Annotated in this window: 17 protein-coding genes; 8 read left to right on the top strand and 9 right to left on the bottom strand. The window is 31.8% G+C overall.

Annotation, left to right across the window (positions count from 1 at the left end; genetic code table 11):
* The first annotated feature begins 7 nt into the window (after positions 1-7).
* The 5 genes from BUA46_RS09510 to BUA46_RS09490 all read left to right on the top strand — a co-directional run bounded on the left by BUA46_RS09510 (position 8) and on the right by BUA46_RS09490 (position 6,729).
* Complete coding sequence (locus BUA46_RS09510; RefSeq protein WP_019386490.1) at positions 8-454, top strand: molybdenum cofactor biosynthesis protein MoaE; 447 nt, start codon at positions 8-10, stop codon at positions 452-454.
* Positions 455-527: 73 nt separating this feature from the next.
* A complete protein-coding gene (gene moaCB, locus BUA46_RS09505) occupies positions 528-1,439 on the top strand; it encodes a bifunctional molybdenum cofactor biosynthesis protein MoaC/MoaB (RefSeq protein ID WP_019386491.1) in 912 nt (303 codons plus the stop codon).
* Positions 1,439-2,446: a GTP 3',8-cyclase MoaA gene (moaA, locus tag BUA46_RS09500; RefSeq protein ID WP_019386492.1), complete on the top strand. Its 1,008-nt coding sequence runs from the start codon at positions 1,439-1,441 to the stop codon at positions 2,444-2,446. Before moaCB ends, moaA begins: the two co-directional genes overlap by 1 nt.
* A 111-nt stretch (positions 2,447-2,557) precedes the next feature.
* Positions 2,558-5,464, top strand: coding sequence for a PEP/pyruvate-binding domain-containing protein (locus BUA46_RS09495; protein ID WP_019386493.1), 2,907 nt, complete (start codon positions 2,558-2,560; stop codon positions 5,462-5,464).
* A 5-nt stretch (positions 5,465-5,469) separates the two neighbouring features.
* Complete coding sequence (locus BUA46_RS09490; RefSeq protein ID WP_019386494.1) at positions 5,470-6,729, top strand: serine hydrolase; 1,260 nt, start codon at positions 5,470-5,472, stop codon at positions 6,727-6,729.
* On the opposite strand, the gene BUA46_RS09485 is transcribed toward BUA46_RS09490, so the two are convergent.
* The 6 genes from BUA46_RS09485 to BUA46_RS09460 all read right to left on the bottom strand — a co-directional run bounded on the left by BUA46_RS09485 (position 6,719) and on the right by BUA46_RS09460 (position 14,351).
* Positions 6,719-9,547 (bottom strand): Npt1/Npt2 family nucleotide transporter, encoded by a 2,829-nt coding sequence (locus tag BUA46_RS09485; protein ID WP_019386495.1) that lies wholly within the window; start codon positions 9,545-9,547, stop codon positions 6,719-6,721. The two genes, BUA46_RS09490 and BUA46_RS09485, sit on opposite strands and share 11 nt — an antisense overlap.
* 149 nt (positions 9,548-9,696) lie before the next feature.
* Positions 9,697-10,629, bottom strand: a complete 933-nt coding sequence (locus BUA46_RS09480) for a serine hydrolase (RefSeq protein WP_019386496.1) — start codon at positions 10,627-10,629, stop codon at positions 9,697-9,699.
* Positions 10,630-10,816: 187 nt separating this feature from the next.
* Positions 10,817-11,503 carry a hypothetical protein gene (locus BUA46_RS09475; RefSeq protein ID WP_019386497.1) on the bottom strand — a complete coding sequence of 229 codons (687 nt, stop codon included), beginning with the start codon at positions 11,501-11,503 and terminating at the stop codon, positions 10,817-10,819.
* 164 nt (positions 11,504-11,667) lie between these two features.
* Positions 11,668-12,636 (bottom strand): type I phosphomannose isomerase catalytic subunit, encoded by a 969-nt coding sequence (locus BUA46_RS09470; RefSeq protein ID WP_019386498.1) that lies wholly within the window; start codon positions 12,634-12,636, stop codon positions 11,668-11,670.
* 15 nt (positions 12,637-12,651) lie between these two features.
* Positions 12,652-13,140, bottom strand: a complete 489-nt coding sequence (locus tag BUA46_RS09465) for a glycosyltransferase (protein WP_019386499.1) — start codon at positions 13,138-13,140, stop codon at positions 12,652-12,654.
* Between the two features lie 26 nt (positions 13,141-13,166).
* A complete protein-coding gene (locus tag BUA46_RS09460; protein WP_019386500.1) occupies positions 13,167-14,351 on the bottom strand; it encodes a response regulator in 1,185 nt (394 codons plus the stop codon).
* 192 nt (positions 14,352-14,543) lie between these two features.
* On the opposite strand from BUA46_RS09460, the gene BUA46_RS09455 reads away from it, so the two are divergent.
* Genes BUA46_RS09455 through BUA46_RS09445 form a run of 3 tightly spaced genes read left to right on the top strand, consistent with a single transcriptional unit; the run spans position 14,544 to position 20,361 of the window.
* Complete coding sequence (locus tag BUA46_RS09455; RefSeq protein ID WP_019386501.1) at positions 14,544-17,633, top strand: membrane protein; 3,090 nt, start codon at positions 14,544-14,546, stop codon at positions 17,631-17,633.
* Positions 17,633-18,850 (top strand): hypothetical protein, encoded by a 1,218-nt coding sequence (locus tag BUA46_RS09450; RefSeq protein ID WP_019386502.1) that lies wholly within the window; start codon positions 17,633-17,635, stop codon positions 18,848-18,850. Before BUA46_RS09455 ends, BUA46_RS09450 begins: the two co-directional genes overlap by 1 nt.
* On the top strand, positions 18,844-20,361 hold the full coding sequence (locus tag BUA46_RS09445; RefSeq protein WP_019386503.1) for a glycoside hydrolase family 2 TIM barrel-domain containing protein: 1,518 nt from the start codon (positions 18,844-18,846) through the stop codon (positions 20,359-20,361). The genes BUA46_RS09450 and BUA46_RS09445 overlap by 7 nt, the downstream gene beginning before the upstream one ends.
* On the opposite strand, the gene BUA46_RS09440 is transcribed toward BUA46_RS09445, so the two are convergent.
* The 3 genes from BUA46_RS09440 to BUA46_RS09430 form a co-directional block, all read right to left on the bottom strand.
* The gene (locus BUA46_RS09440; RefSeq protein ID WP_019386504.1) at positions 20,351-21,571 is read right to left on the bottom strand and encodes a glycosyltransferase; all 1,221 of its coding nucleotides are present in this window, start codon (positions 21,569-21,571) and stop codon (positions 20,351-20,353) included. The genes BUA46_RS09445 and BUA46_RS09440 overlap by 11 nt on opposite strands.
* Positions 21,572-21,678: 107 nt before the next feature.
* Entirely contained in the window at positions 21,679-22,926 is a 1,248-nt protein-coding gene (locus BUA46_RS09435) for an oligosaccharide flippase family protein (protein WP_019386505.1), read from the bottom strand.
* Positions 22,927-22,956: 30 nt separating this feature from the next.
* Positions 22,957-23,235, bottom strand: coding sequence for an STAS domain-containing protein (locus BUA46_RS09430; protein WP_019386506.1), 279 nt, complete (start codon positions 23,233-23,235; stop codon positions 22,957-22,959).
* Positions 23,236-23,386 lie beyond the last annotated feature (151 nt).

Raw genomic sequence — 23,386 nt, 5'->3', positions numbered from 1 at the left:
TGTCAAAATGAAAGATAAAAAACCAATGAAAAGTGTTTTCAAAGAAGGCGCTATTACATCAGAATTTATAGGGAATTCGATTTACAAACATCAAACCAAAACAAGTATTGGTGCTCATAATATTTTTTTAGGCCAAGTAAGAGCAGATGATATTGATGGTAAAATCGTTTCTGCTATTGAATATACTGCGTATGAGGATATGGCAAATCAAAAATTTCATGAGATTAGAGAATCCGCTTTTGAAAAATTCGATTTAACATGCATGCACATTTATCACAGTTTAGGTACTGTAAAAGCAGGCGAAATTTGTTTATTCGTTTTTGTGTCTTCACCAAGACGAAAAGTCGTTTTTGAAGCATTAGAATATATTGTTGAAGCGATTAAAGCAGATGTTCCTGTGTTTGGAAAGGAAATTTTTGAAGATGAAAGCCATCAATGGAAAGTGAATAGTTAAAATGTATCTTGTTTAGCTGATTGACTTTAAGTCGATAACATCTAAACAACAAACACCTAAACAAATAACAATAATGGTCGATATAACTCACAAAGTAACAACACTTCGAACCGCAGTTGCACAAGCAGTTGTAAAAGTTAGCAAACCTGAAACGATAACGGCGATTCAAAACGACACCGTACCTAAAGGCAATGTATTTGCTATGAGTAAAGCAGCAGGATTATTGGGTGTAAAACGAACTCCTGATATTCTACCAGATTGTCACCCCTTACCTATTGAATTTACTGGTGTGGAATATGAAATTAATGGACTAGAAATTACCGTTTTATTTACAGTAAAAACCATTTATAAAACAGGAGTTGAAGTTGAAGCGATGCATGGTGCTAGCGTAGTAGCTCTTAATATGTATGATATGCTTAAACCTATTGATAAAGGCATTGAGATTCATGCTATAAAATTGCTATCAAAAAAAGGCGGGAAATCTGATTTTAGAGATAAATTCAGAAAAGATTTAACGGCAGCAGTTGTGGTTTGTAGCGATTCTATTTCAGCAGGACTTAAAGAAGATAAAGCCGGAAAAGCCATTATAGAAAAATTAAAATCTTGTGAGGTTGTAGTTTCTGAATATGTGATTATTCCTGATGAAAAAGAGGTTATTCAAGAAAAAGCTTATTCTTATCAAAACCAAGGTATTGATTTAATAATTTATACCGGTGGTACAGGACTTTCGGGTCGCGATGTAACACCAGAAGCCTTAATACCAATTCTAGATAGACGAATCCCAGGAATTGAAGAAGCGATTAGAAGTTACGGACAAGACCGGATGCCTTATGCTATGTTGTCAAGAAGTGTAGCTGGAACTATTAATAACTCATTGGTTTTAGCTTTGCCAGGATCAACCAATGGCGCAAAAGAATCAATGGATGCTATATTCCCTTCCGTATTACACATTTTTGGAATTTTAAAAGGTGCCAGACACGACTAATGACAAACGAAAAAAACATATTACAAGATTCACATGGTAGAGACCATGGCTATTTACGTATTTCTTTAATTGAACGTTGTAATTTACGATGCACCTATTGTATGCCTGAAGAAGGTGTTCAACTTTCTCCAAAAAGTCATTTAATGACTTACGAGGAAATCTATGAAATAGCCAAAACTTTTGTAAACCATGGTGTTACCAAAATACGACTTACTGGTGGCGAACCATTGATTCGAAAAGATATTCCTGTTATTTTAGAAAAACTAGCAACTCTTCCTGTAGAGTTATCTATTACTTCTAATGCTGTAATTATCGATAAGTTCATTGATATATTAAAAGCTAATGGGGTTAAAAAAATTAATGTTAGTCTCGATTCTTTGGATGCCGCTAAATTTAAACATATCACCAGAAGACACGAATTCGAGAAAGTTTATAACAACATTTTATTATTGGAAAAAGAAGGCTTTACTGTAAAAGTAAATGCGGTTTTAATGAAAGGATTTAACGAAAATGAAATCATCGATTTTATACATTTTACTAAAGATTTACCTATTTCAGTTCGTTTTATTGAGTTTATGCCTTTTGATGGTAATAAATGGGATATGAGTAAGATGGTATCATATGCTGAAATAATGAATTATGTAAATACATCGTTCACTAAGGACCAAATTGTTAGGTTACAGGATGCGCCTAACGATACCTCAAAAAATTATAAAATAGAGGGCTACAAAGGCAGTTTTGCCATTATCAGTTCGGTTACCAATCCGTTTTGCGATTCTTGTAATAGACTCCGTTTAACCGCCAATGGCCAGCTAAAAAACTGTTTGTTTTCTTCTACAGAATCAGATTTATTAACAACCCTTCGCACAGGAAATACTATTGAACCTGTAATTCAAAAGGCAGTACAGGCGAAGTTTAAAATTCGTGGTGGCATGGATACTTTAGAAAAACTTCAACAACCTAAATTGCACAATAATAACCGCAGTATGATTACCATTGGTGGGTAATGAATATGTTTAATTTTATGCTTTTAAACCCTTGTAAATAAATTATTTAAAAACTTATTATTTTTAATTTTTTTGGTTATACATTTGATATAAAATCGTATATTATATTAAATGAAAAAGACAGTTTTATTAAGTGTGATTTTAATAAGTTTTATTGCCAAAAGCTTTTCTCAAAAAGTTAGTAATGAAGCTATTGCTCAACAAGTAATTCAATATAAAAACGACGTAAGAGGTCCTTATAAGGATATACGTTGGTTTTGTACTGATGGTAGCATAAGGCAACCCAAAGACCCATGTCCAGATAACATTGGTCCAGGAGTGCAGCATGCGCGTTATAAAGATGCCGTAGTTTCTCTTGGAAAGTCAAATCATATTTATTTAGGTCAAATTTTAGCCTATTCCGATAAGGTTGAATTTTGGGATGCCGAAAATAACCAATCGAGATTAAAGCAATATCAAATCGATAAGTATTTGCGAGCTATAGATAATGGATGGATTAATGAAAAAGGGCAATTTTATAGAGGAGCCATTCAATCTGAAGATGAAGAAGCTTGGGGAATTGATTTCTATAAATGGTTGTTAACCAAAGACGAAAACCTAGAAAAGCATTATTTTTTAATTCGTCAGTCATTAAAAGATATTCCACACAACGGTGATGATAATTTGTCTCAACTTATGCGAAGTCAGTCAAAAGTCATTTCAGATGAGTTTATACAGTTTATGGATTTACGTGTTAAAATTCATGGTCAACCTGAAGCATCAGATATTGTAAAAGTCATTGCTTTTAAAAATAAATACGCTAACCAACTCTCTGTTAATCATAAAAACAAGATTGATGAACTAGTTAGTACCATGCAAAAGTTTTACAAGCCTATTGATATAAAATCTCTAGTTAACAAATCCTCATTATTTAAAAACACACCAATTGGTGAAAAAATATCAAATTTTATCGCATCCCATTCATCTGAAACCAAAGCGTCATTATTAATTCCTGATACAGCTGAACTTCTAATGGCAATTAGAGAATCTATTTTAGATGAAAAGCGTCCAATGGCCAGATTACAGCTTTTAGATTTATCCCTAAAACTTGAAGAAATAGTTTTTAAAACATCACCAGAATGGGAGCCTGAAAACCTGCAGCAAATGCTTACTAAAATTTGTTATTTAGGTATGGCTACCGCTGGTTCTGGCTATATTGAATTATCAGAATGGGATCAAATTAATTTAAAAACACCCGGCGAAAAAGAGGAAAGTTTAACCTTAGAAACATTGACTTCAGTTTTAGAAAACGCACGCAGCTTGGTGGAATGGAGTTCATCTATGGTAAAAGCGAATTACCAACACACAGTTGATGTATATACTGGTTTCGAACCTAAAGCTTACGGTTTTATCGATGATAAAATTAGAGGATCCATTGCTTTATACCTTGGCGAAAACGTTGGTGAATTAGGTGATTTTATTGCTAAAGAATCTTCGTTAACCAATAAAGTTATGGATATTCCTAACCAAAGTTCATTTAGAGGATTGAATCCGGGGTACGCTTTTGGGGAGCTTGTAGTTGTTGATGGTTCTCCAGATGACATTGAAGTACATTCTGATAAAATATATATTTTTCAACGTCCTCCAGCCGATTTAAAACCAATAGCAGGCATTGCAACCGTTTCAGAAGGTAATATGGTGTCGCATGTGCAATTATTAGCTAGAAATTTAGGCATCCCAAACGCTGCATTATCTGATGATAATTTAAAGAGTCTGAAGAAATATAGTGGACAAAAAGTATTTTATGCCGTTTCAAATAAAGGTAATATTATTTTGAAACCAGAGGCTAAAATGAATGAAACCGAACGCGCATTATTTGTAAAAAAAGAACGCAATGAAGAAAAAATTGAAGTACCAATAGAGAACATTCGACTTACAGAAACTAATATTTTAAACTTACGAGATGTTGATGCTAGTGATTCTGGCAAACTTTGCGGACCTAAAGCTGCAAATTTAGGTCAACTCAAAAAAATGTTCCCAGATAAGGTTGTTGAAGGTTTAGTGATTCCTTTCGGGATATTTAAAGAACACATGAATCAAATCATGCCTAATAAAGATGCGTCGTATTGGACATTTTTAAACATCATGTTTGCAAAAGCGGAAAGATTGAGAAATGAAGGTGTTGACGAAACCGAAATTGAAAACTATCAATTACAAGAATTAGAAACTTTAAGAAAAGCCATAAAAGAGATAACACTGAAACCAGAATTTGTTGCGCAATTAGAAACAGATTTTAAGCGTATTTTAGGTGAAGATTTGGGCAAAATTCCAGTGTTCCTTAGAAGTGACACTAACATGGAAGATCTTAAAGATTTCACTGGAGCTGGACTAAACTTGACCCTATTTAATGTTTCAGACAGAGACAAAATATTAGATGGTATTAAGGCTGTTTGGGCTTCGCCATACACAGAACGTAGCTTTAAATGGCGTCAAAAATACCTCTTGAATCCTGAAAATATTTTTCCTTCTATTTTAGTTATTCCTAGTGTGGATGTTGATTATTCAGGCGTTTTAATTACCAAAGGCATTAGTAATGGTAATGAAGAGGATTTAACCGTGGCCATGAGCCGCGGCGCTGGTGGTGCTGTTGATGGGCAATTGGCAGAAACATATTTGGTAAAAATTAACGGTGGCACACAATTTTTAGCCCCTGCACGAGAACAAACCTATAACAGTTTACCAGAAACCGGTGGTTTCCTTAAAAAACAAGCAACTTTTGAAACTCCAATTTTAAATCAGCAAAACATAAACGAGATTCGCGTTTTAGCAAAAACCATCCGAAAAACGCTTCCGAAAGAAACCCAATCTGATTACGACGGCGCTTATGATGTAGAACTTGGTTTTAAAGACAATAAACTATGGTTGTTTCAAATTCGACCATTTGTAGAAAATAAAAAGGCATTAAGTTCAGGATATTTAGAATCTATAACGCCTATAATTGATAAAAACAAAAAGATTTCACTTTCATCAAAACTATAAAACAAATGAAAAAAATTGCATTCATTCTAAGCATCCTGTTTTTTTGTACAGCGTTCACAACCTTACACTACTACCCTATTGATGGTTATGAACACACCGGAATAAAACGTTTAAAGCGCTTAGAACTTATAAAAAGTGGTGAAATTAATGATGGCACTAAACTACTTCCTGGGGCGCTCAAATCTTATATGGATATTGAGTTAAAGTTACTTCCAAAAAAGAACGACAGTGTGCATTGCTATTTGAAGGTGGATGAAGATTTCCAAAAAGACATCAATAATTTATTTAAAGGTTTAGATAGAAGCTATTCACTTTCGGTTTTAGATATTTCAGATATTAATCATGTACGCTATGCGCACCGTAATCAAACAGCTGGTTATCAACCAGGAAGTGTCGGGAAAATTGCCGTTTTAGTTGGGTTATTCAATCAATTGGCTAAAATATATCCCAATGATTTTGAAAAACGCATAGACTTGCTTAGAAATAAATCTGTAAAAGCAGGCGTTTGGGGCTTAACCGATGAACATACCGTACCTATTTTCAATATTGATACCAAAAAATTGGTAAAACGTCAAGTTATAGCTAGTGATGTGTTTACGCTTTTTGAATGGGCAGACCATATGATGTCAGTCAGTAATAATGGTGCCGCAAGTATTCTTTGGCGCGAAGTACTTTTGATGCAAGCTTTTGGTGAAAAATATCCAGATCTTACAGAGGAAGAAGCCCTCGTTTATTTTAAAACGACACCTAAGAAAGAACTAACAGATATTGGCAATGATGTTGTGAATTTACCATTGCGAGAACTTGGGATAACCCATGATGAATGGCGATTAGGTAGTTTTTTTACTAGAGGCGCCAACACCTATGTGGGTGATAAAGGCGGAAGCATTGGAACCACGCAAGGCTTAATGAAATTTTTAATACAATTGGAACAAGGTAATGTTGTTGATACTGCATCTAGCTTAGAAATGAAACGTTTAATGTATATGACAGATAGACGTATTCGCTACGCACAATCTCCTGTTTTGAAAGAAGCAGCTGTTTATTTTAAATCTGGGAGTTTGTATAAATGTGATAGAAGTAAAGGAGAAGCCTGCGGCAAATACATGGGTAATGTTTCAAACTTCATGAATTCGGTTGCGATTGTGGAGCATCCTGATAATTGCAATTATATTGTTGTTTTAATGACCAATGTGTTAAGGAAAAACTCTGCAACAGATCATATGATGTTGGCGGCAAGTATTGATAAAGTCATTAGGAAATAGCCATAATTTCTTTTGCGCGTTGTATTATCTTTTCGTTGGAATCGCTTTGAATAACCATTTCTAAAAGCGGGTTAAACTGAGGATTTTTAGATTGCTCAATAAGATACAAAACCGCGAGTTTAAGTTTGGAATCTTTACGTTTCAATAATTCGTTATAACATTCTGTTTCACTCATTATTTTTACATTAAGCTTTTTAATTTTTTCTTCAGTATTCGTTTCGTACAAAACAGATTCGGCAACCGGTATTAGTTCTTTTTTAAGTTGTTTGTCTAAAATATTATCTAAAAATTCAATGGCATGTAAGCGCTGTTCTTCTTTACCATTTAGTATGATATTAAATATAGGATCAACATCTTGTGGCGGATATTTAATCCCTAAAAACTGAAAAATTCGTTGTAATTGACGATCTAAACGCTGCTCCAACAAATTAATTAAAGCTTTACGAGCTTGATTTTCTTGTGTTTCTGAATTCAGACTTTTCTTTTTGTATTGAATTACTATTTGAGTGTGAATAACTGATAATGTATTTTGATATAAGTGGCATTCATCTAATATTTTGTCAACTATAAAACGATCTTTAATGATAAGATCAGGATGTTTCCATTTTAGGCGTTTTAAAGCTTCTATAGCCTCAATTTTTATATTGTGCTCAGTTTTTTCTGTTAACTTAATTAATTTACTTACCGCTTTTTGAGAAGCAAATTTCTCTATTACGGCAAGAGCTATAGTTGCATCTTCTTGATCTATAGTTTCATTTTTAATTAAATCGTAAATAGCATCAATAATAGGTTCGCCGTAAAAATAAAGCGCTTCAATGGATTGTTTTCTAGTTTCTTTTCCTGATAAATGAGAAACAATAGGTTTAATAAACTGACTATCTAAAGTTTTTGAAGCCGAATAAATGGCCTTATTTAAAATCTCTAGATTCTTTGAATTTAACTCAACTTTTAAAACATTATAATAGCGCTCAAATCGAGCATGACCAATAGCCTGAAGTATGGCTTCCATACTATGTTTCTTTTCGTTTTCGTCAGAAGTCTTATTATATTCGATTAAAGCATTTTCAATATGTTGTTCTAAGCTAAATTTGTTTTGAAGGATTATATTATTTCTTAACTCCTGCGAAAGGCCAATTAATGCAGCATTTTTTATGGTTCTATCTGAACTATCTAAATATTTTTTAAACAAATCAACCGTATTATTCTTGTTGTGTTTAAGTAAGTAACGGAATGCGGACGTAGTAACCTCTTGGTTATCCTCATAGACCATTTTACCAATCGTATCACATAAATTCTCGGTTCTTAAAAAGTATAAGTTTTCAATTGCCAAAAACTTAACTTTTGACGATTGATGATTTAAAAGATTCTTAATGGGAAGGAAGAAACGTTCGTCTTTAACTTCTAAAGTTTTTTGAAGCATATGAACAATTTGATTCTCATTGCCTGTATTTAATACCCGTTTTACGGTATCAACAATTGAGGTTACTTTTATTTCTTCCTTAACGTTTTTTTCTTTTTTTACTTGAGATTTTTCATCTAAAAAGCCCTTAAATGCCACAATATATTCTAATCTTAAGTGATAGATAAAATAAAGCCAAAAAGAGATTAAAACTATAATTATAAGGCTTATATAAGTTGAAGAAATATCTAATCCGTTAATAAAAAATATTAATATCAAACCAGCTAAACCTGTAGCGATACTGTCAATCACAACATCGGTAAATGTTTTTGTTTTCTTTTTTATTTCAATAGGAATAGGGATTGACAATAATTCAGTAGCTGCTTTATTAACAGACTGTTTTAAACTGCCATCTACAATTTTGATGAATACAACAACCCATAATTGAGGAATTATAAGCAATAAAACAGAGCCTATTAATATGCCAGAAGGTAACCATAATAACGACTTACCTACTCCAAAAGTTCCTACAATGCGCTTTGTTAAAAACAATTGAATTAATAAGGAAATTACGCTAAGTGTTGAAAACCAAAATCCAAAAAATGAAGTTAGTTCTTCTTGATCTGAAATTAGTTTTGATGCATAATCACTGTATTGATAATCTACCAATTTGGCTATTAAAACGCTTATCCCAATAACAACTGCAATAAAGCTTAATAGTTTTGATTGTTTAATAAGCTTTATTGGGGATTCGCCTTTAGGATTTGTTCTTAATGATACTTGGTAAGGATTTAATTTAATAACCTCATGTTTCCAGATGTATCGTGTAATTGGAATGCAACCTGCTAAAAGTAATGCGGCGACAAACAATAAATCTTCTGTTTCTAAAAAATTAGTTAGCAAAGAGGTTAAATAACCGCCAAAAATACCACCTGCTATAGCACCCGCTCCAATAAAACCGAAAACGCGCTTAGCCTCCCTAACGTTATAAACAAGGTTTGCTAAAATCCAAAATTGAGATGCTGTTAATAAACCAAAAATGGCCACCCATACATAAGGAATATAGAGCAGAAAACCATTGGCGAGATTAAAATTAAAGGCCGCAGCAAATAAAATAAGTGAAAGAACAGACCCAATAATGGTTCGATCTATGATAATGTTTAATGCGTATTTCTCTAAGGCCTTGTCATAAAAATGATAACCAATAATAGCCAATATAGCAGTTAGTACATATCCTAATGGTAATGCATCTGAAGTAAGTTCTGAGAGAAACAACGAATTAACTGTTGGCTTTATAATTAAAAGCGTTGTGATAATTATAAAAATATTTAATTGAAGTAAAAGCGTTTTAGTTAGCTCTTCTTCTTTTAAATCAAAAATTTTAAGGATGTAACTTTTAATCGTGTCAACAATTGGCATGTGGTGCTTTATTCAATTACATTAATAAAATTTTGTGTCATCATTATAGAGTGTATCATGATGACACAAAATTAACACATTGCTTTTATAAAATATGCTTATTCTTATATTTATTACAAGTCAATTGCTTAAACTAAAAACCTCTGTTTTTAGCGTCCTTTAGTGTTTGATTTGCTAGGAACTGCTTTTGCTTTTAATGCCTTCTCTATAGGTTTAACTAAACTTCTAATAATTTGTTCGCCATTAGAATCATCTATTAATGCAACCAGTATATATCTTCTACTTGGATCATTTCCCCAAACTAAAATAGAATCTGAATGATAGGTTTTCCAAGAGCCCGATTTTCTAAATAAAGTTGCGTTTGGAGCAATTTTCTCAATAGTACTTACAAATTTATGGTGTAAGTCTGGATCTGCCATGATTTCTAGCATTTGCTTAGAGCGTTTTTCATTAACCAATTTACCATGAGCTAATAAATAGTAGTATCGACAAACCTGGTTGACACTTGCGGCATGACTTAAATTTTTAAGAGGCTCTCTGTTAGTGTTTCCTCCGCCGCCATAACGTTTTCCTACCCAAAGACCACCACCGCGATCTTCGTCATAAAACATATATTTTGGGTCGGTCATAACACTTTCAATCTTGTCATAACCCACTCTGTCAATCATTCTTGTAGAGGCCGCATTATTAGATTTACTAATCATTATGCGCATATCATTTTTAACCGTTTGGGTTTCCTTTAATTCACCTTTCTCTATAGCATCCATGGCTGCTAATAGAATTGCAATTTTAGGTAAACTAGCAGCGTACATCATATGATTTCCATTTACGCTGGCATATTTAACCATATTAGGATTGCTTAAATCTACAACCCCAACAGCCATTTTTTTATTAGCAATTAAACGTTTCCATTCTGGGTTTCCATTCAGTTCTTTTTCTAAATTAACTTGCAAGTTTTTATTAGTAAAAGACATTAATGGCTTTATTTTAGAATCATTAACTTTTATTGGTAAGCCTTTTTGACTAAACAATGAAAAGTTAATAGACAAAAAAATGAATAAGAAAAAAAATCTGTTTTTCATTTAATAATTTCGAATTAAAATAAGTTATACAAATGTATTTAAATAGTTGTTTGTTAATGTGTTAAAGTTTTTAGTAATTCTCATTTAACGCATCGGCTATTTACGTACAAAAGTCTAACAATAGACGTTTTAAAATGTTAAATATTTAGTTTGAATAATTAAAAAAGATTCTAGATTGAAATAACATTTAATCGAAATCAAAAAAGGTTACCGCCTCAAAATCTTCAACATATTTCATGTCTTTAAACCAATATGCAGAAGATATCACTGAAAATATTATGGTATTATTATCGATCGGTACTTTTTCTAATTGCCAAATAATATCCTTAGCCTCTTGAAATACACCTTCTTCCAATTGTTCATCATATAATCGATTAATTAAAGTGTTTTTTGGCATACCTTTAACCAACAACCTCATTAAAGGAACTTCGGTTTGGGAATTAAAAACTAATAAATCTTCTTTGTTTTTTGCAGTTACTTTAACTTTAAATTGAACTGCTTCTGGATGTGGAAATTTACCGTTGTAGGTTTCATATAACAATTGAGTAGCATTGAAGAATAATTCATGAAATGCTACATCTGCATATTCCTCCCACATCTTCTCATCTTGCATTTCGTTTGACAGGTTACTAATCTGTCCTGAACTTAAACGCTCTTGAAAAACATATTTTAGAATAATTTGAGCAGCTTCTTCTGGTTCATTTTCAGAAAGTAATATTAAGCAGGTTTCTTTTAATTCATTAGGTGAAATATCTGAAACATCGCCATAGTCCATAATTTCAAGTAATGCTTTGTAATCAGTATCATTCCAAGCATTTGGTAACTCTGTGATTGTAGAAAACTTTACAAGTTCTACTTTAAATGGAAATTGCATACAGTATTTTTATTAAAGATACTAAATAAAAATACTCATTATAAAAAAATATTGGGTCTTAAATACTCATAATATTAGTTAGTATTTAATATTCTCACTACTTCTAGAAGACCATTTGATAATCATGATTTTATGAGTGAAACAAATCGTTTTAAACTGTTTTATTAGCTCACATATACCTCGAGTAACTTAGCGTTATTCGTATTAAAAACAACCTTTTCTGCTTTTGCAGGTAAAAGAATAGTTTCTCCTGTGTTAACGATTTCAGTATGTCCATCAACAGAAATACTTGCTGATCCTTCAACACACATAAAAATAATAAATGAATCTAAATGACTATAGCATTTTTCTTGGACACTATTAATATCTAAAATATTGGTTGTAAAGTATTCACAACTCGCCAAATTAGCTGTATTATCTTGGTTTATGGTATAATTAGACTTACCACTTGAATCAAATTGTTTTGTCGCTTTTTCTGCCAATTTGGTATGTAATTCGCGTTTTTTACCATGAGTATCTTCCCTATCCCAATCGTAAACACGATAAGTGATATCAGAAGTTTGTTGAATTTCAGCTGCTAACACACCAGCACCAATAGCATGAATTTTTCCAGCAGGAATAAAATAGCTGTCACCTTTTTTAACTTGTTCTCTATTAAAAATAGATTCAACATTTTCGGCAGTAATGTGGTTTAACATTTTAGGATTTGTGTTTTTATCTTTCAATCCTAAAACAATATTAGCATTAGCATCACTATCCATGATATACCACATTTCTGTTTTACCAAAAGAGTCATGGTATTTTTTCGCCATTTTATCGTCCGGATGCACTTGCACAGAAAGATCTGTTTTTGCATCTAAAAACTTAATAAGTAATGGGAAATTCGTTCCGAAGTTTTCAAAATTGTTTTTCCCAACAAAATTATGTTTATGCTCGGTTAATAATTCTTTTAAATTTTGTCCCTTATAAAAACCATTATTTACAACAGATACATTTCCGTTTACATCTGAAATCTCCCAGCTTTCGCCAACATTATCACCTATCGATGGTTTTCCTAAAACTTTATTTAATTTATTACCTCCCCATATTTTTTCCTTTAAAATAGGGCTAAATTTTATTGGATAAACTTTCATAATCTTAATTTTTAATTAACTCAAACTATAATTTAATAGTTGGTTGTCCTTTTTTAATTTTTCTAGGTATTCAACAATAGAGAATACACTTTGAAACAAAGTTTGTTTCATTTCTTTTTTATCTAAAACTTCAATATTATACTTTACAATGATATCTTGGTTTTGACTTATCACTTCAATCAATTTACTAATGCTTAGAAACTTGCTATTTAATTTATTAGCATCAACATATCCAACATGATTGAGGTTGTGTTGATTAAACATAAATCTAGCTCCAGATCTTATAGCTGCATGGTCTGATTTAAATTTTTTTACATCGACTACAGATACTTTTTTCTCGCACATTTCTTTAATCTCATCAAGCAATTTATATGTTTTATCAGTACTTGCGTTATTTACTAAACATAACTCAAGGTATTTTGCTCGGTTTAAATGCTCGATAAAAAAGCTTGTGTCAATATCATTTTCATTGTTATGAAATACTATTATAACGCCTATTTTCATTAGGGAGAGAGTAATGTTATAGATTATTAAGCTACTTTTAATTCCATTTGATCTGCAGATTTTTTGTTGGATTTTTTGCTTCTATAAACCCATGCGATTTGACCAAGTTGCATAACAATTTTTATTGAATCTTTCATTGATAATTTAGATCCATCAGCATGTATCCATCTTTTTAATGGCTGCTCACATAAAAATTCTTTGGCTCTTTTTAATCCGTAGTGAATACTCATTCTTTTAAAGATTTCAACATCAAATATCCATTGAGTTACAAACTTTTCACCAAAAGCAATTTTTATAACATCTTTACTAAAAATTTTAGCACCACATTGCGTGTCTTTAAAATCCATTTTCAATATTTTTCTGATGATAAAATTAATGGTCATACTAATAATTTTACGAGCAGATTCTTTAGTAATATTGGCTCCCATTCTAGAAATTCTAGACCCACTAACTATTTTAAAATCAGAAGTTTGTATTGTTTTAACTAAATCATCAAAATCAGCTAAATCAGTAGATAAATCGGCATCAAGGAAACCTATATAATCTAAATCTTCTTTTTGAGCCATGTGTAACATGCCTAGACGCACTGCTTCGGCCTTACCTCCATTTTTTTCACAATCGTAAACTGTAATAAAATCTTCTCTTCCTTTTTGTAAATTATTTAAAACTTCAAGAGTTTTATCTTTACTTCCATCATTAACAAAACACAAATGGTAACCAGAATTCTCATCTATATAATCAATAAATTCTTTGCTTAAAAGTCTTTCTTCTTCATTATAACAAGGAATTACGACTCCAACACAACGTTCTTGTATCATTACATTACTGTTTTCTACCGTGTTGTTTCCTTCAGGTATACCAATTAATCGCTTAACACGAGCACTAATTTCGTTTAAACTCAAAGGTTTTTTCATGTAATCGTTAATTCCTAATTCAAAACCTTCAGTAATAACATCATCTTGAGTGTTACCAGATAGTACCATAACGGCCGTATCGGCATTTTTAGAGTTTCTTATATACTTTACAATTTCTAAACCTGAAACACCTGGCATATTAATATCTACTATTACAAGGTCTGGGTTAAAAGAATTATATGTAGAAATTCCTTCGTTGGCATCTGTTTCAATTCTTACCGTATAGCCTAAATCGCTTAGTCTTTTCTGTAATGGTAATAAAACTAATTGTTGATCGTCAATTGCTAATATTTTCATGATAATTGATTTTTATTATTATATTTAATAATTACAGGACAAAAGTACATTTGAAGGTTGTTTTAAAATTTTTATTTAGTTTAACCCATAAGTAACTGTAGACGGATGGTAGATTTGTGTAGATAAATAAAAAAATGAGAAGTAATTAAATTATTTATCTTTACCCTGTAGCTTTTACCGTTCAAGTAATTAATGAAAGAAACCTCAAATAAATACTTAATTTCTGCACTATTATTAGGACTATTGTTTCATGGTAGTTCGATATTTTTCACACTAGAAACAACCTATGATGCTTTAATTCACTTATTTTTTGCCGATCATTATGCCAACAGTTGGTTTGAACCGTGGAATTATGAATGGTACACAGGCTTTACTGTACAAAGTTATCCGCCATTAGTGCACCAAAGCATTGGATTACTATCTTATATAGGTGGTTTAAAATTTGGAATGTTTAGTGTCGCGATCATTGCCATTGTTTTATTTATTACAGGCGTATATCGGTTTTCTTTGATGATGACCTCGAGTAAAACCGTTGCAGGTTATGCTGCGATTTTGGCAGTATTTTCATCTTCATTTGTTGAAACGCTTCATATTTTTGGGCAACTACCTAGTATTGTAGGTGTATCCGTTTTAATGCATGCCTTACCAGAAATTTATTTATGGTTAAAAACAGGTAAAAAATGGTACTTGGCTACCGCTTTATCTTTAATTTCAGTTACCGTTACTTCGCACCATGTTACACCCATTTTCGGAATGATATTTTTTATCTTTCCTCTAATTGGAATGGTTTTAATGGATGTTTCAAGAGAGCAAGTTAATTCCATGAAAGAGGTTACTTTTAAAGTGTTTCTAGGTAGCTTTTTTAAATTGTTTAAACGTATCGTTAGTTTTGGGCTTTTATCTTTAGTATTAATTATTGGATGTATTTTTCCGTATTGGTTAAATTCTAAAGCAAACCCAATAACACAGGTACCAATACCACATGGTTCTCGCGATAACTTTTTAGAAATAACATCATCAGGTTTAGTATTCTTTTTAATTCCATGGGGCATTTTATTGGTGCTATTGCCGTACATTTTTTATCGCTATTACAGTAAGCGTTATTTGTTTTTTGGTCTATCCATAACCATTTGTACTATTTTAGGAACTGGCGGAACTACTCCCGTGCCTCTTAAAATGTTAGGAGAAACAGCTTTTAATATTCTTACTTTAGATCGATTTACGCTTTGGGCCTCTATTTTATCACTTCCATTATTAGGTGAATTCGCCTATCGCTTTGTTGAAGGTGATTTAAAAGAACTTATTCAAAATAAATTCGGAGCAATTTATCATCGTATTATAGGTGGCATTCTAGCAGGATTGTTTGTGTTTATGGTGATTTTCACTATGAGCTTGGGATATTTTAGACCATCGCAACCTCAAAAAATAAAAATGTTGCCTATTGTAAATTTCTTAAATCAAGATGATCATGATAAATGGCGATTTTTAACACTTGGTTTTGGCGACCAAATGGCTTGGTTAAGTGCACAAACTAATGCTATGACTGTTGATGGAAACTACCATTCGGCAAGAAGATTACCTGAATTAACAACGAGACCTATAGAACGTTTAGAGAATTCTAAATTTCAAGGTGTTGCTGGAATCGGGTCTTTGCAACAGTTTTTAACCACTCCTGAAAAATACAATTTGAAGTATATATTTTCTAACGACAAGTTTTACGATCCGATACTTTATTTTAGTGGTTGGCAACGCTTAAGGCAATTGGAAAACGGTATTATGGTTTGGGAACGCCTTAACATCCCACCATTATCTTCGATATTACCTAAAGAAGATGTGGCAAAATGGTTAAAAATTCACTGGGGCATAATGCCTTTTTTAACCGTTATAATTGCATTTATTTTAAATATACAAATGCTTTGGGTTAATATGTTAAAAACACGAATAAAGCCTATACCAGACTTTTTAAAATTCCCAACCACTTATAATAAGTTTAATAAAAATGTTTTAAGAATCACACATGTTTGGTCTTTATTTCTAGCGGTTGTAGTTTTTTATGGCATTTATTTATTCTATCTAAAAAATGATACACAGCGCAGTCCAGAAAACGCCATAGTAGCTTATTATGACGCTCTTGATTTCAAAGAATTTGAAAAAGCCCATAGTTTGATTGACCCTACTAGTAATATACCAATTGCACAGTATATGTTAGAGATATCTGTAACGGACGGTTTACTAAGTAGTTATGCTAAAATGGATTCTATTGGTTCTGAAATCACAAAATACAACGATAGTACCGTATCTGCTAAAGTTACTACACATTGGATTACGCCACTTGAAAAAATTGAGAAAGTTGATTTCAAATCACTTTCTAAAATTAACGGCAAATGGTATTTACAAGCAGACGATTTAAATAACGATTTGCCACCAGATCAGCTTTATTCAAATAACGTTACTAAATATTTTAACCAAGGTAGACGGCGCATAACTACTGAACAAACCCATCATGAAGATATACTAAAGCAACCCGTTTTAGAGGTCGTTTCAGCTAAATTGGTAAAATTCGATGGTAGTTATGCAATTATTGGTGAAGTACAAAACATAGATAATGTTCCTGCAGATGTTATATTGAAAGGTACATTGTACAACGATGATAACAAGCAACTGGCAACTTTTAACGCCAAATATCATGTAAAACACAAATTAATGCCTAAAGAATCTAGTAGTTTCAGAATTAATTTTGAAGGTATTGCCTGGTCTAAAACTCAAGATTCTATTCCTGACACGTTTAATCCAGATGAATTTACACCAATCGAATTTGAAGAACAACCTACAAAATTCAATTTACAATTAGCTGGAAATGTTTCAGGTTCCGATTTATATAAAAATGTGGTATTGAGCGATGTTAATATTCAAGGTGATATTTTAAATGGCAAGCTTTTTAATAGTGGCATACAAGAAATAACCATCCCGCAACTTTTAGTTACGTATTATGATGTGAATAAAAACATGGTTTGGGTAGATCATTTATTTGTAAAAGAAGGTGTACGGCAGCAGCGTAAACAAGATTTTACATACCAAATTTTAAATAAAGGTCAAGTAGATATCATAAATGAAAGCATGAAAAATATTTTTGTTAATGGTTTACCAAACGAAAACATTTCAAATAAAATAGTCCCAAATAGAATAATTAATCATACTAATTCGGAATTGCAAGCAATAGAGCACCCCTATTTTAGTTATATGAAAATTGAAATTAACACCTATATAGGAAGCCCATTTTAATGAAGTTTAAACAAAACTACATATTCGTAATAAGTTTAATATTGTTATCATCTTTCACAATAGTACAAAATGGTGAAAAAGATTCAGACATTAAACTAATAACCACTCAAACCAATTTTGAAGTTGGGAGTCGAATTGTATTAAAATTTTCGAGTCAAGGCGAAATCAAACCTCTACTCTATTGCTCTAATAGCTATGGCTCTACATTAATTTCACCACATAATGAAAGTGGAACTCTTGAATACCAAATTCCAGAAAACATCTCTATAAAAATTGGTGTTTTAAATTGGAAATTACTTAATGATGAACATTCAATTACCGGAAAAATAAACATAACTCCTAAAGCAGAAGTTGCTACTATGGAAACTTATATCGGTCCGCCCAGTATAGAATCAGGAGGTGCAGATTATACAATGCTTGTAGTTGTACCTACCGATTCATTAGATAATCCCGTGCCTACAAATACTTTAGTAACTGCGAAAAATCAGTTTTTAGATTATGAAGAAACGCACGACATATTTACCAAAAACTTAATCGCCTATAGAAATATTAATTCGAAAAAAGAGACTGGAAGAATGCTAGTGTCATCTGAAAGTTTGGGCACCAATTCAAAAGAATTCACCATAAATGTATCGGCAGCAATCCCAACTAATTTTTCAATTTCAGCCACGAGATCACATGGTTATGCAGATGGCAATCAAATTACAACATTCACCACGTCGGTTATAAAAGATCAACATAAAAATATAGTAAGTGATGGCACCTTCGTGACATTTTTCATTACAAATTCAAAAGGAAATATACTCAAAACAACAGGTTTAACGTTGGCTGGGGTTGCAACCTCAAAAATGATTCATCCTGATTATGCTGACAGTTGGAAAATAAAAGCTTATGTAGACGGCATGTCTGAAAGTAATAGTATTTCACTGGACTATGTTCAAGTTATTGAAGATTTTGAAGTTACTTTTTCTGAAAATAATCGCGAAATAACTATTGGCCCTTTACAAAGTTTTATGCAGCAAATGATTCCTGATGGCTTGCATGTAAAACTTAATATTTATAAAGGAAATACATTTGTTACAACTCTAACAAAAACGTCTTTTAATGGATATGTCCATTTCAAACTAAAACCAGCCATATTTGATAATGGCACCTATAGTTTTAGCATAGAAACTGCCGGTTTAACAAAAGAATTTAAAAACAAAAAACTATGGTAGGGCTAAATAAAAATATCATGCGTGCCATATTAATAGCCTCTTATGTTGTGCTAATAGGATTAATAGTTTCAGCGCTTAGTGGCATTTTTAGTTATTTAAATACTGGAGCCGATAGAAGTAAAATGCTACATACTGAAATACAAAAAATAGAACAGTATTTACCAAAAATTGTTTGGGAGCCTCTAGATAATGAAGGCAGAATCATGGATGCGCAAAACCTAAGTGCACTACAAAACGATTACTTGGATGCTTGGTATGTAAAACAGATTGCCTATAAAACCAATAAAATTGCAGGAATTAAAGATTACTATACAGACAGCTCAAGAGAAAATTTATACAGTTTTATTGCTTTAAATAAGACTGAAAAAACAACAATTGAAGCAACAACTTTAAGTCACAACCCAACTCTAGAATTTTATAGTGAAGACGGACAACTTGCTGTAGTTACCGATAGAAATGTGGTAGAATATAAACGCGTTTTTAAAGCGGATGCTTTAGTTTTAGAAACAACTGAAACATCAACATACAAAATAATATTTTTACTGGAAGATGGTTTTTGGCGTATAAGGCATATGGTAAAAGAAGATAATGCCATTTATAATCCAGAACAAAAAATAATAGCTACTGATAGTTTAAATATAAAAGGTATTAATTACTATCCGCAAGCTACACCATGGAATACTTTTGGAGATACATTTTCAACTGATACGATATCTAAAGACTTTAAAATTATTAAAGATGCTGGACTAAATTCTATTCGAATTTTTGTTCAATACGAAGATTTTGGTAAAGCCAGAGTGAAACCAGAAATGATAACTAAACTAAGGCAAACTTTGGATGTTGCTGATAAACATAACTTAAAAGTAGTTATAACTCTATTTGATTTCTATGGAGACTATTCCTTAATGAATTGGACTTTAGACCATCGACATGCTGAAACCATTGTAAATGCATTAAAAGACCATAACGCTTTGTTGGCTTGGGATATTAAAAATGAACCCAATTTAGATTTTGATTCTCGTGGGCAAGACATCGTTATCGCTTGGTTGGATAATATGATTGATTTAGTGAAATCTGTAGATGACAAACATCCTATAACCATAGGTTGGTCTAACACACAAAGTGCAACCTTACTTAAAGAAAAAGTTGATTTTGTGTCGTTTCATTATTATGAAGACCTTGATAAATTAGACGAAGCAATCAAAACGATGAAAACAGAAATAAAAGATAAACCTCTTGTGCTTCAAGAATATGGATTGTCTTCTTATCGCGGACTATGGAATCCTTTAGGCTATACTGAAGAAGATCAAGCCGAGTACCACAAAAAAATCCAGAACATACTTGCAGTAAATAAGATGCAATTTATGTCCTGGACTTTATATGATTTTAAGGATATACCAACCGAAGTTGTTGGAAGACTTCCTTGGAGAAAAAGAGCTCAACAACATTTTGGATTTATTAACCAAAATGGAGAACCAAAGCCTGCATTCCAATATATTTCTAAAGAATAGCTTCCTTCCTAATGTTTCCGCTAAGCTTTGATTTTTTTACGATAATATCATAAAACGTATTTAAGTACATTTCTGCAATTTTTTCCATTGGGTAAGCTGTTGCAGCTTCGTAATTTGTTTTTCCTAATTCCACTCGATAAGCATCATTAGTTACAATAGCTTCAATGGCATCGGCTAAACTATCTACAGATGTAGGCTCAAAAAACTCACCTCTATAACCTTCATCTTTAACCAATAAAGCTAAATCTCCTAAGTCTGGCATCACTACTGCTTTACCATAACTTCCGGCTTGGTGTAAAACTCCAGAACTTCCTGTTGTTGATGTATATGGAAATACGACTACAGCACTTTCTTTAAATAAAATTGGCACTTCGTATTCTTCAACATAACCTGTAAACCTTACTTGAGGAACGTGTTTGTAATCTTCTTGAACTTGAGCTAAATATCCAGGAACATTCGGATTATCGGTTCCTGCAATAACAACTTCTAAATCTAAACCAGTTTTTGCTCTAACTTTTTCAACCGCTTCAATCATCCCTTCTACTTTCTTATACGTTCCAAATTTTCCAAAAGTCATCACTTGTAATGGTCCTTTAGGTAAATTATATTCTGGTAATACATCTGTTACTTCAAAAGTTCCATGAGGAATTAATTTTACGTTTTTCGCATGGTATTTCTTTTCTAATATATCAACGTATTTTTGCATTGTAACTGCAACCGTATCGGCCTGTAAAATCAATCTTGTTAAGGTAGATCCAATAAATCCGTAAATTTTTTGCATCAACTTATTACTAGTAAAACCAGCACTTCCTAAATCTACTTCTTCTAAAATATTATGTAATAAAACAATATTTGGAATACGCTTTAGTTTACAAACCAAAGGCAACATTAGGCCTAATGCAGCAGCTATTTTTTTATCACCAAACTTCATAAATTGTAAATTAAATAGAACTGAATCTGGTTTTGTAACGTTAATTGCTTTTGTAACACTTAATATGTTTTTATAGCTATTAAAAGACCAGCATTCTTTAACCGTTATTTTACAACCTGCTTCTGTAAATTCTAAATCTTTGGCATCTTCAGTCTTGTCTGTTAACAAGATTAATTCGGTTACAGCTTCTTTTTGTCTAAACTGCTTTACTAAATGGTATGCATATTCGTTTAATGTTACCTTACTTGGTGGATATGCTGTTACTATTGCTAATTTCATGATTTGTGGGTTTTAATATGGTACAAATTTGGGGATTATTGTTTTAAAATTCTGACTACCTTAGTTAGATTACTTTTTAGTGTAGACGAATGGTAATTATCTTTAGATTAAGTTATTTTCTCAGATTGATTTAATTTAAAAAATACAAGTTGAATAATTAATAATAATACCATCGCTATAATTTGCATATGCACAACTTGTTCTAAACTCTCATGATAAAATATGACTAGTCCCATTTGAAGCATTCCAAATACACCAGAAATAATTACTGGCACATATTTATCTAAAGACAAATAATAGTATGCGAAAATGTTAGAAATGGCGAACATTGAAGTTGCTATAGCATATTGCCACAATAACGGCGCCATTGCTAAATAACTATCACCAAACAATAAAGTTATAATTGTTTCAGGAAAACTTAAACAAACCACTACAATAGTTGTTGAAATGGCAGCAATGTATCCAACATATTTGAATAACGTTGATGCCGTTTCTTTTCCTTCTTTTTTTAATTGAACTACAGTAGGTAACAATAGCATAACAAACATCCAAGCTATGAAATAAACTATTCTACCAATTAATGCTAAGGATGCGTATAAACCTGCCTCATAAGACTCAAAATAATGTTTAACTAAAAGGATATCACTATTGTTTATTATGATTTGGGTTAATTCGTAAAACGCCGTAATAAGAAAGAAACTTTTTATAGCTTTTGAATGTGTTTCACTTAATTGTAAAGCTTTCTTCGGAATTAACGTTGGAAATTTAAACGGAATTAATCCGAATAAAAAAGACGTTAATATACCAACCGCAATGACAAACGAAGATTGAATATTAAACAGTAAAATAAGACCTAATGTAATTACTAAACGGCTTAACATTTCACCTTGATAGGTTATCGATAAAGACTTAAAGGCTTTCTTGCCTTGAAAAACACCGCGATTAACACTCATTAAAAAATAAAGTGGCACACCACATCCAAATATTACAAACATATTTGAAGACGATGTATTGAATAAAGTTTGTAATTGTCCTGCAAAAACAACTATTAGCGTTCCCATAACAAGACCTACTACAAGAGCGTTTTTATATATTTTAGATATGAAACTTTTAAAAATGTCATTTTCAAAAAGCACTGAAAACTTTGCAGTTACTAACTGAAATGTCATGGCTGCAAAACTTAGAACCAATAAAAAAGTAATAAGTACAGCGGCATCTGCAAACTGTGCAGGACCCAACAAACGACCAAGAATTAAATTATATAAATAATTCCCGCCATTTACGGCTAAAACACTAAGCATAAATAATTGCTCCGGTGAAATTTTTCTCGATTTTAATGTGGCTAAAATTTGCATAAGTATTAGGTAGATTTGGGGCTTAAATAATTAGGCTGAATGACTTTCTAAAATATCTTCATAAATGGCTTTACAACCATATCCAACAATATCGAATGATTTTTTATGAGTTAATGCCATACTATTTAAAGTTTTTATAGCATTCATTCCCATTCGGTCAATGGCACTAACGCCATCAATATCAATAGTTAAGTTCTTTTTGTAAAGTAATAAGAATTCTAAATGATTTTTAAATTGCACTATGGTTTTAGTATTTATAGAACCTTGTACCAAAAATATTCCGTTGTTTTCTTTAATAGTAAGTGACATGTTATAAATGATTTGGGTTAATCTTATTTTTAATTCTGATACAAATATCTCTTATGAATCAATGGAATTCGTCTGAATTTCGACGAGTGGCGGTTTACTGTAGGTGAATGATTCAATTGTTATGCTTAACTTGCAATGCAATTAAAAACCT

This window comes from Algibacter luteus, from assembly GCF_900141715.1.
GTDB lineage: Bacteria > Bacteroidota > Bacteroidia > Flavobacteriales > Flavobacteriaceae > Arenitalea > Arenitalea lutea.
This window is presented reverse-complemented; position numbering and strand designations above follow the sequence as displayed.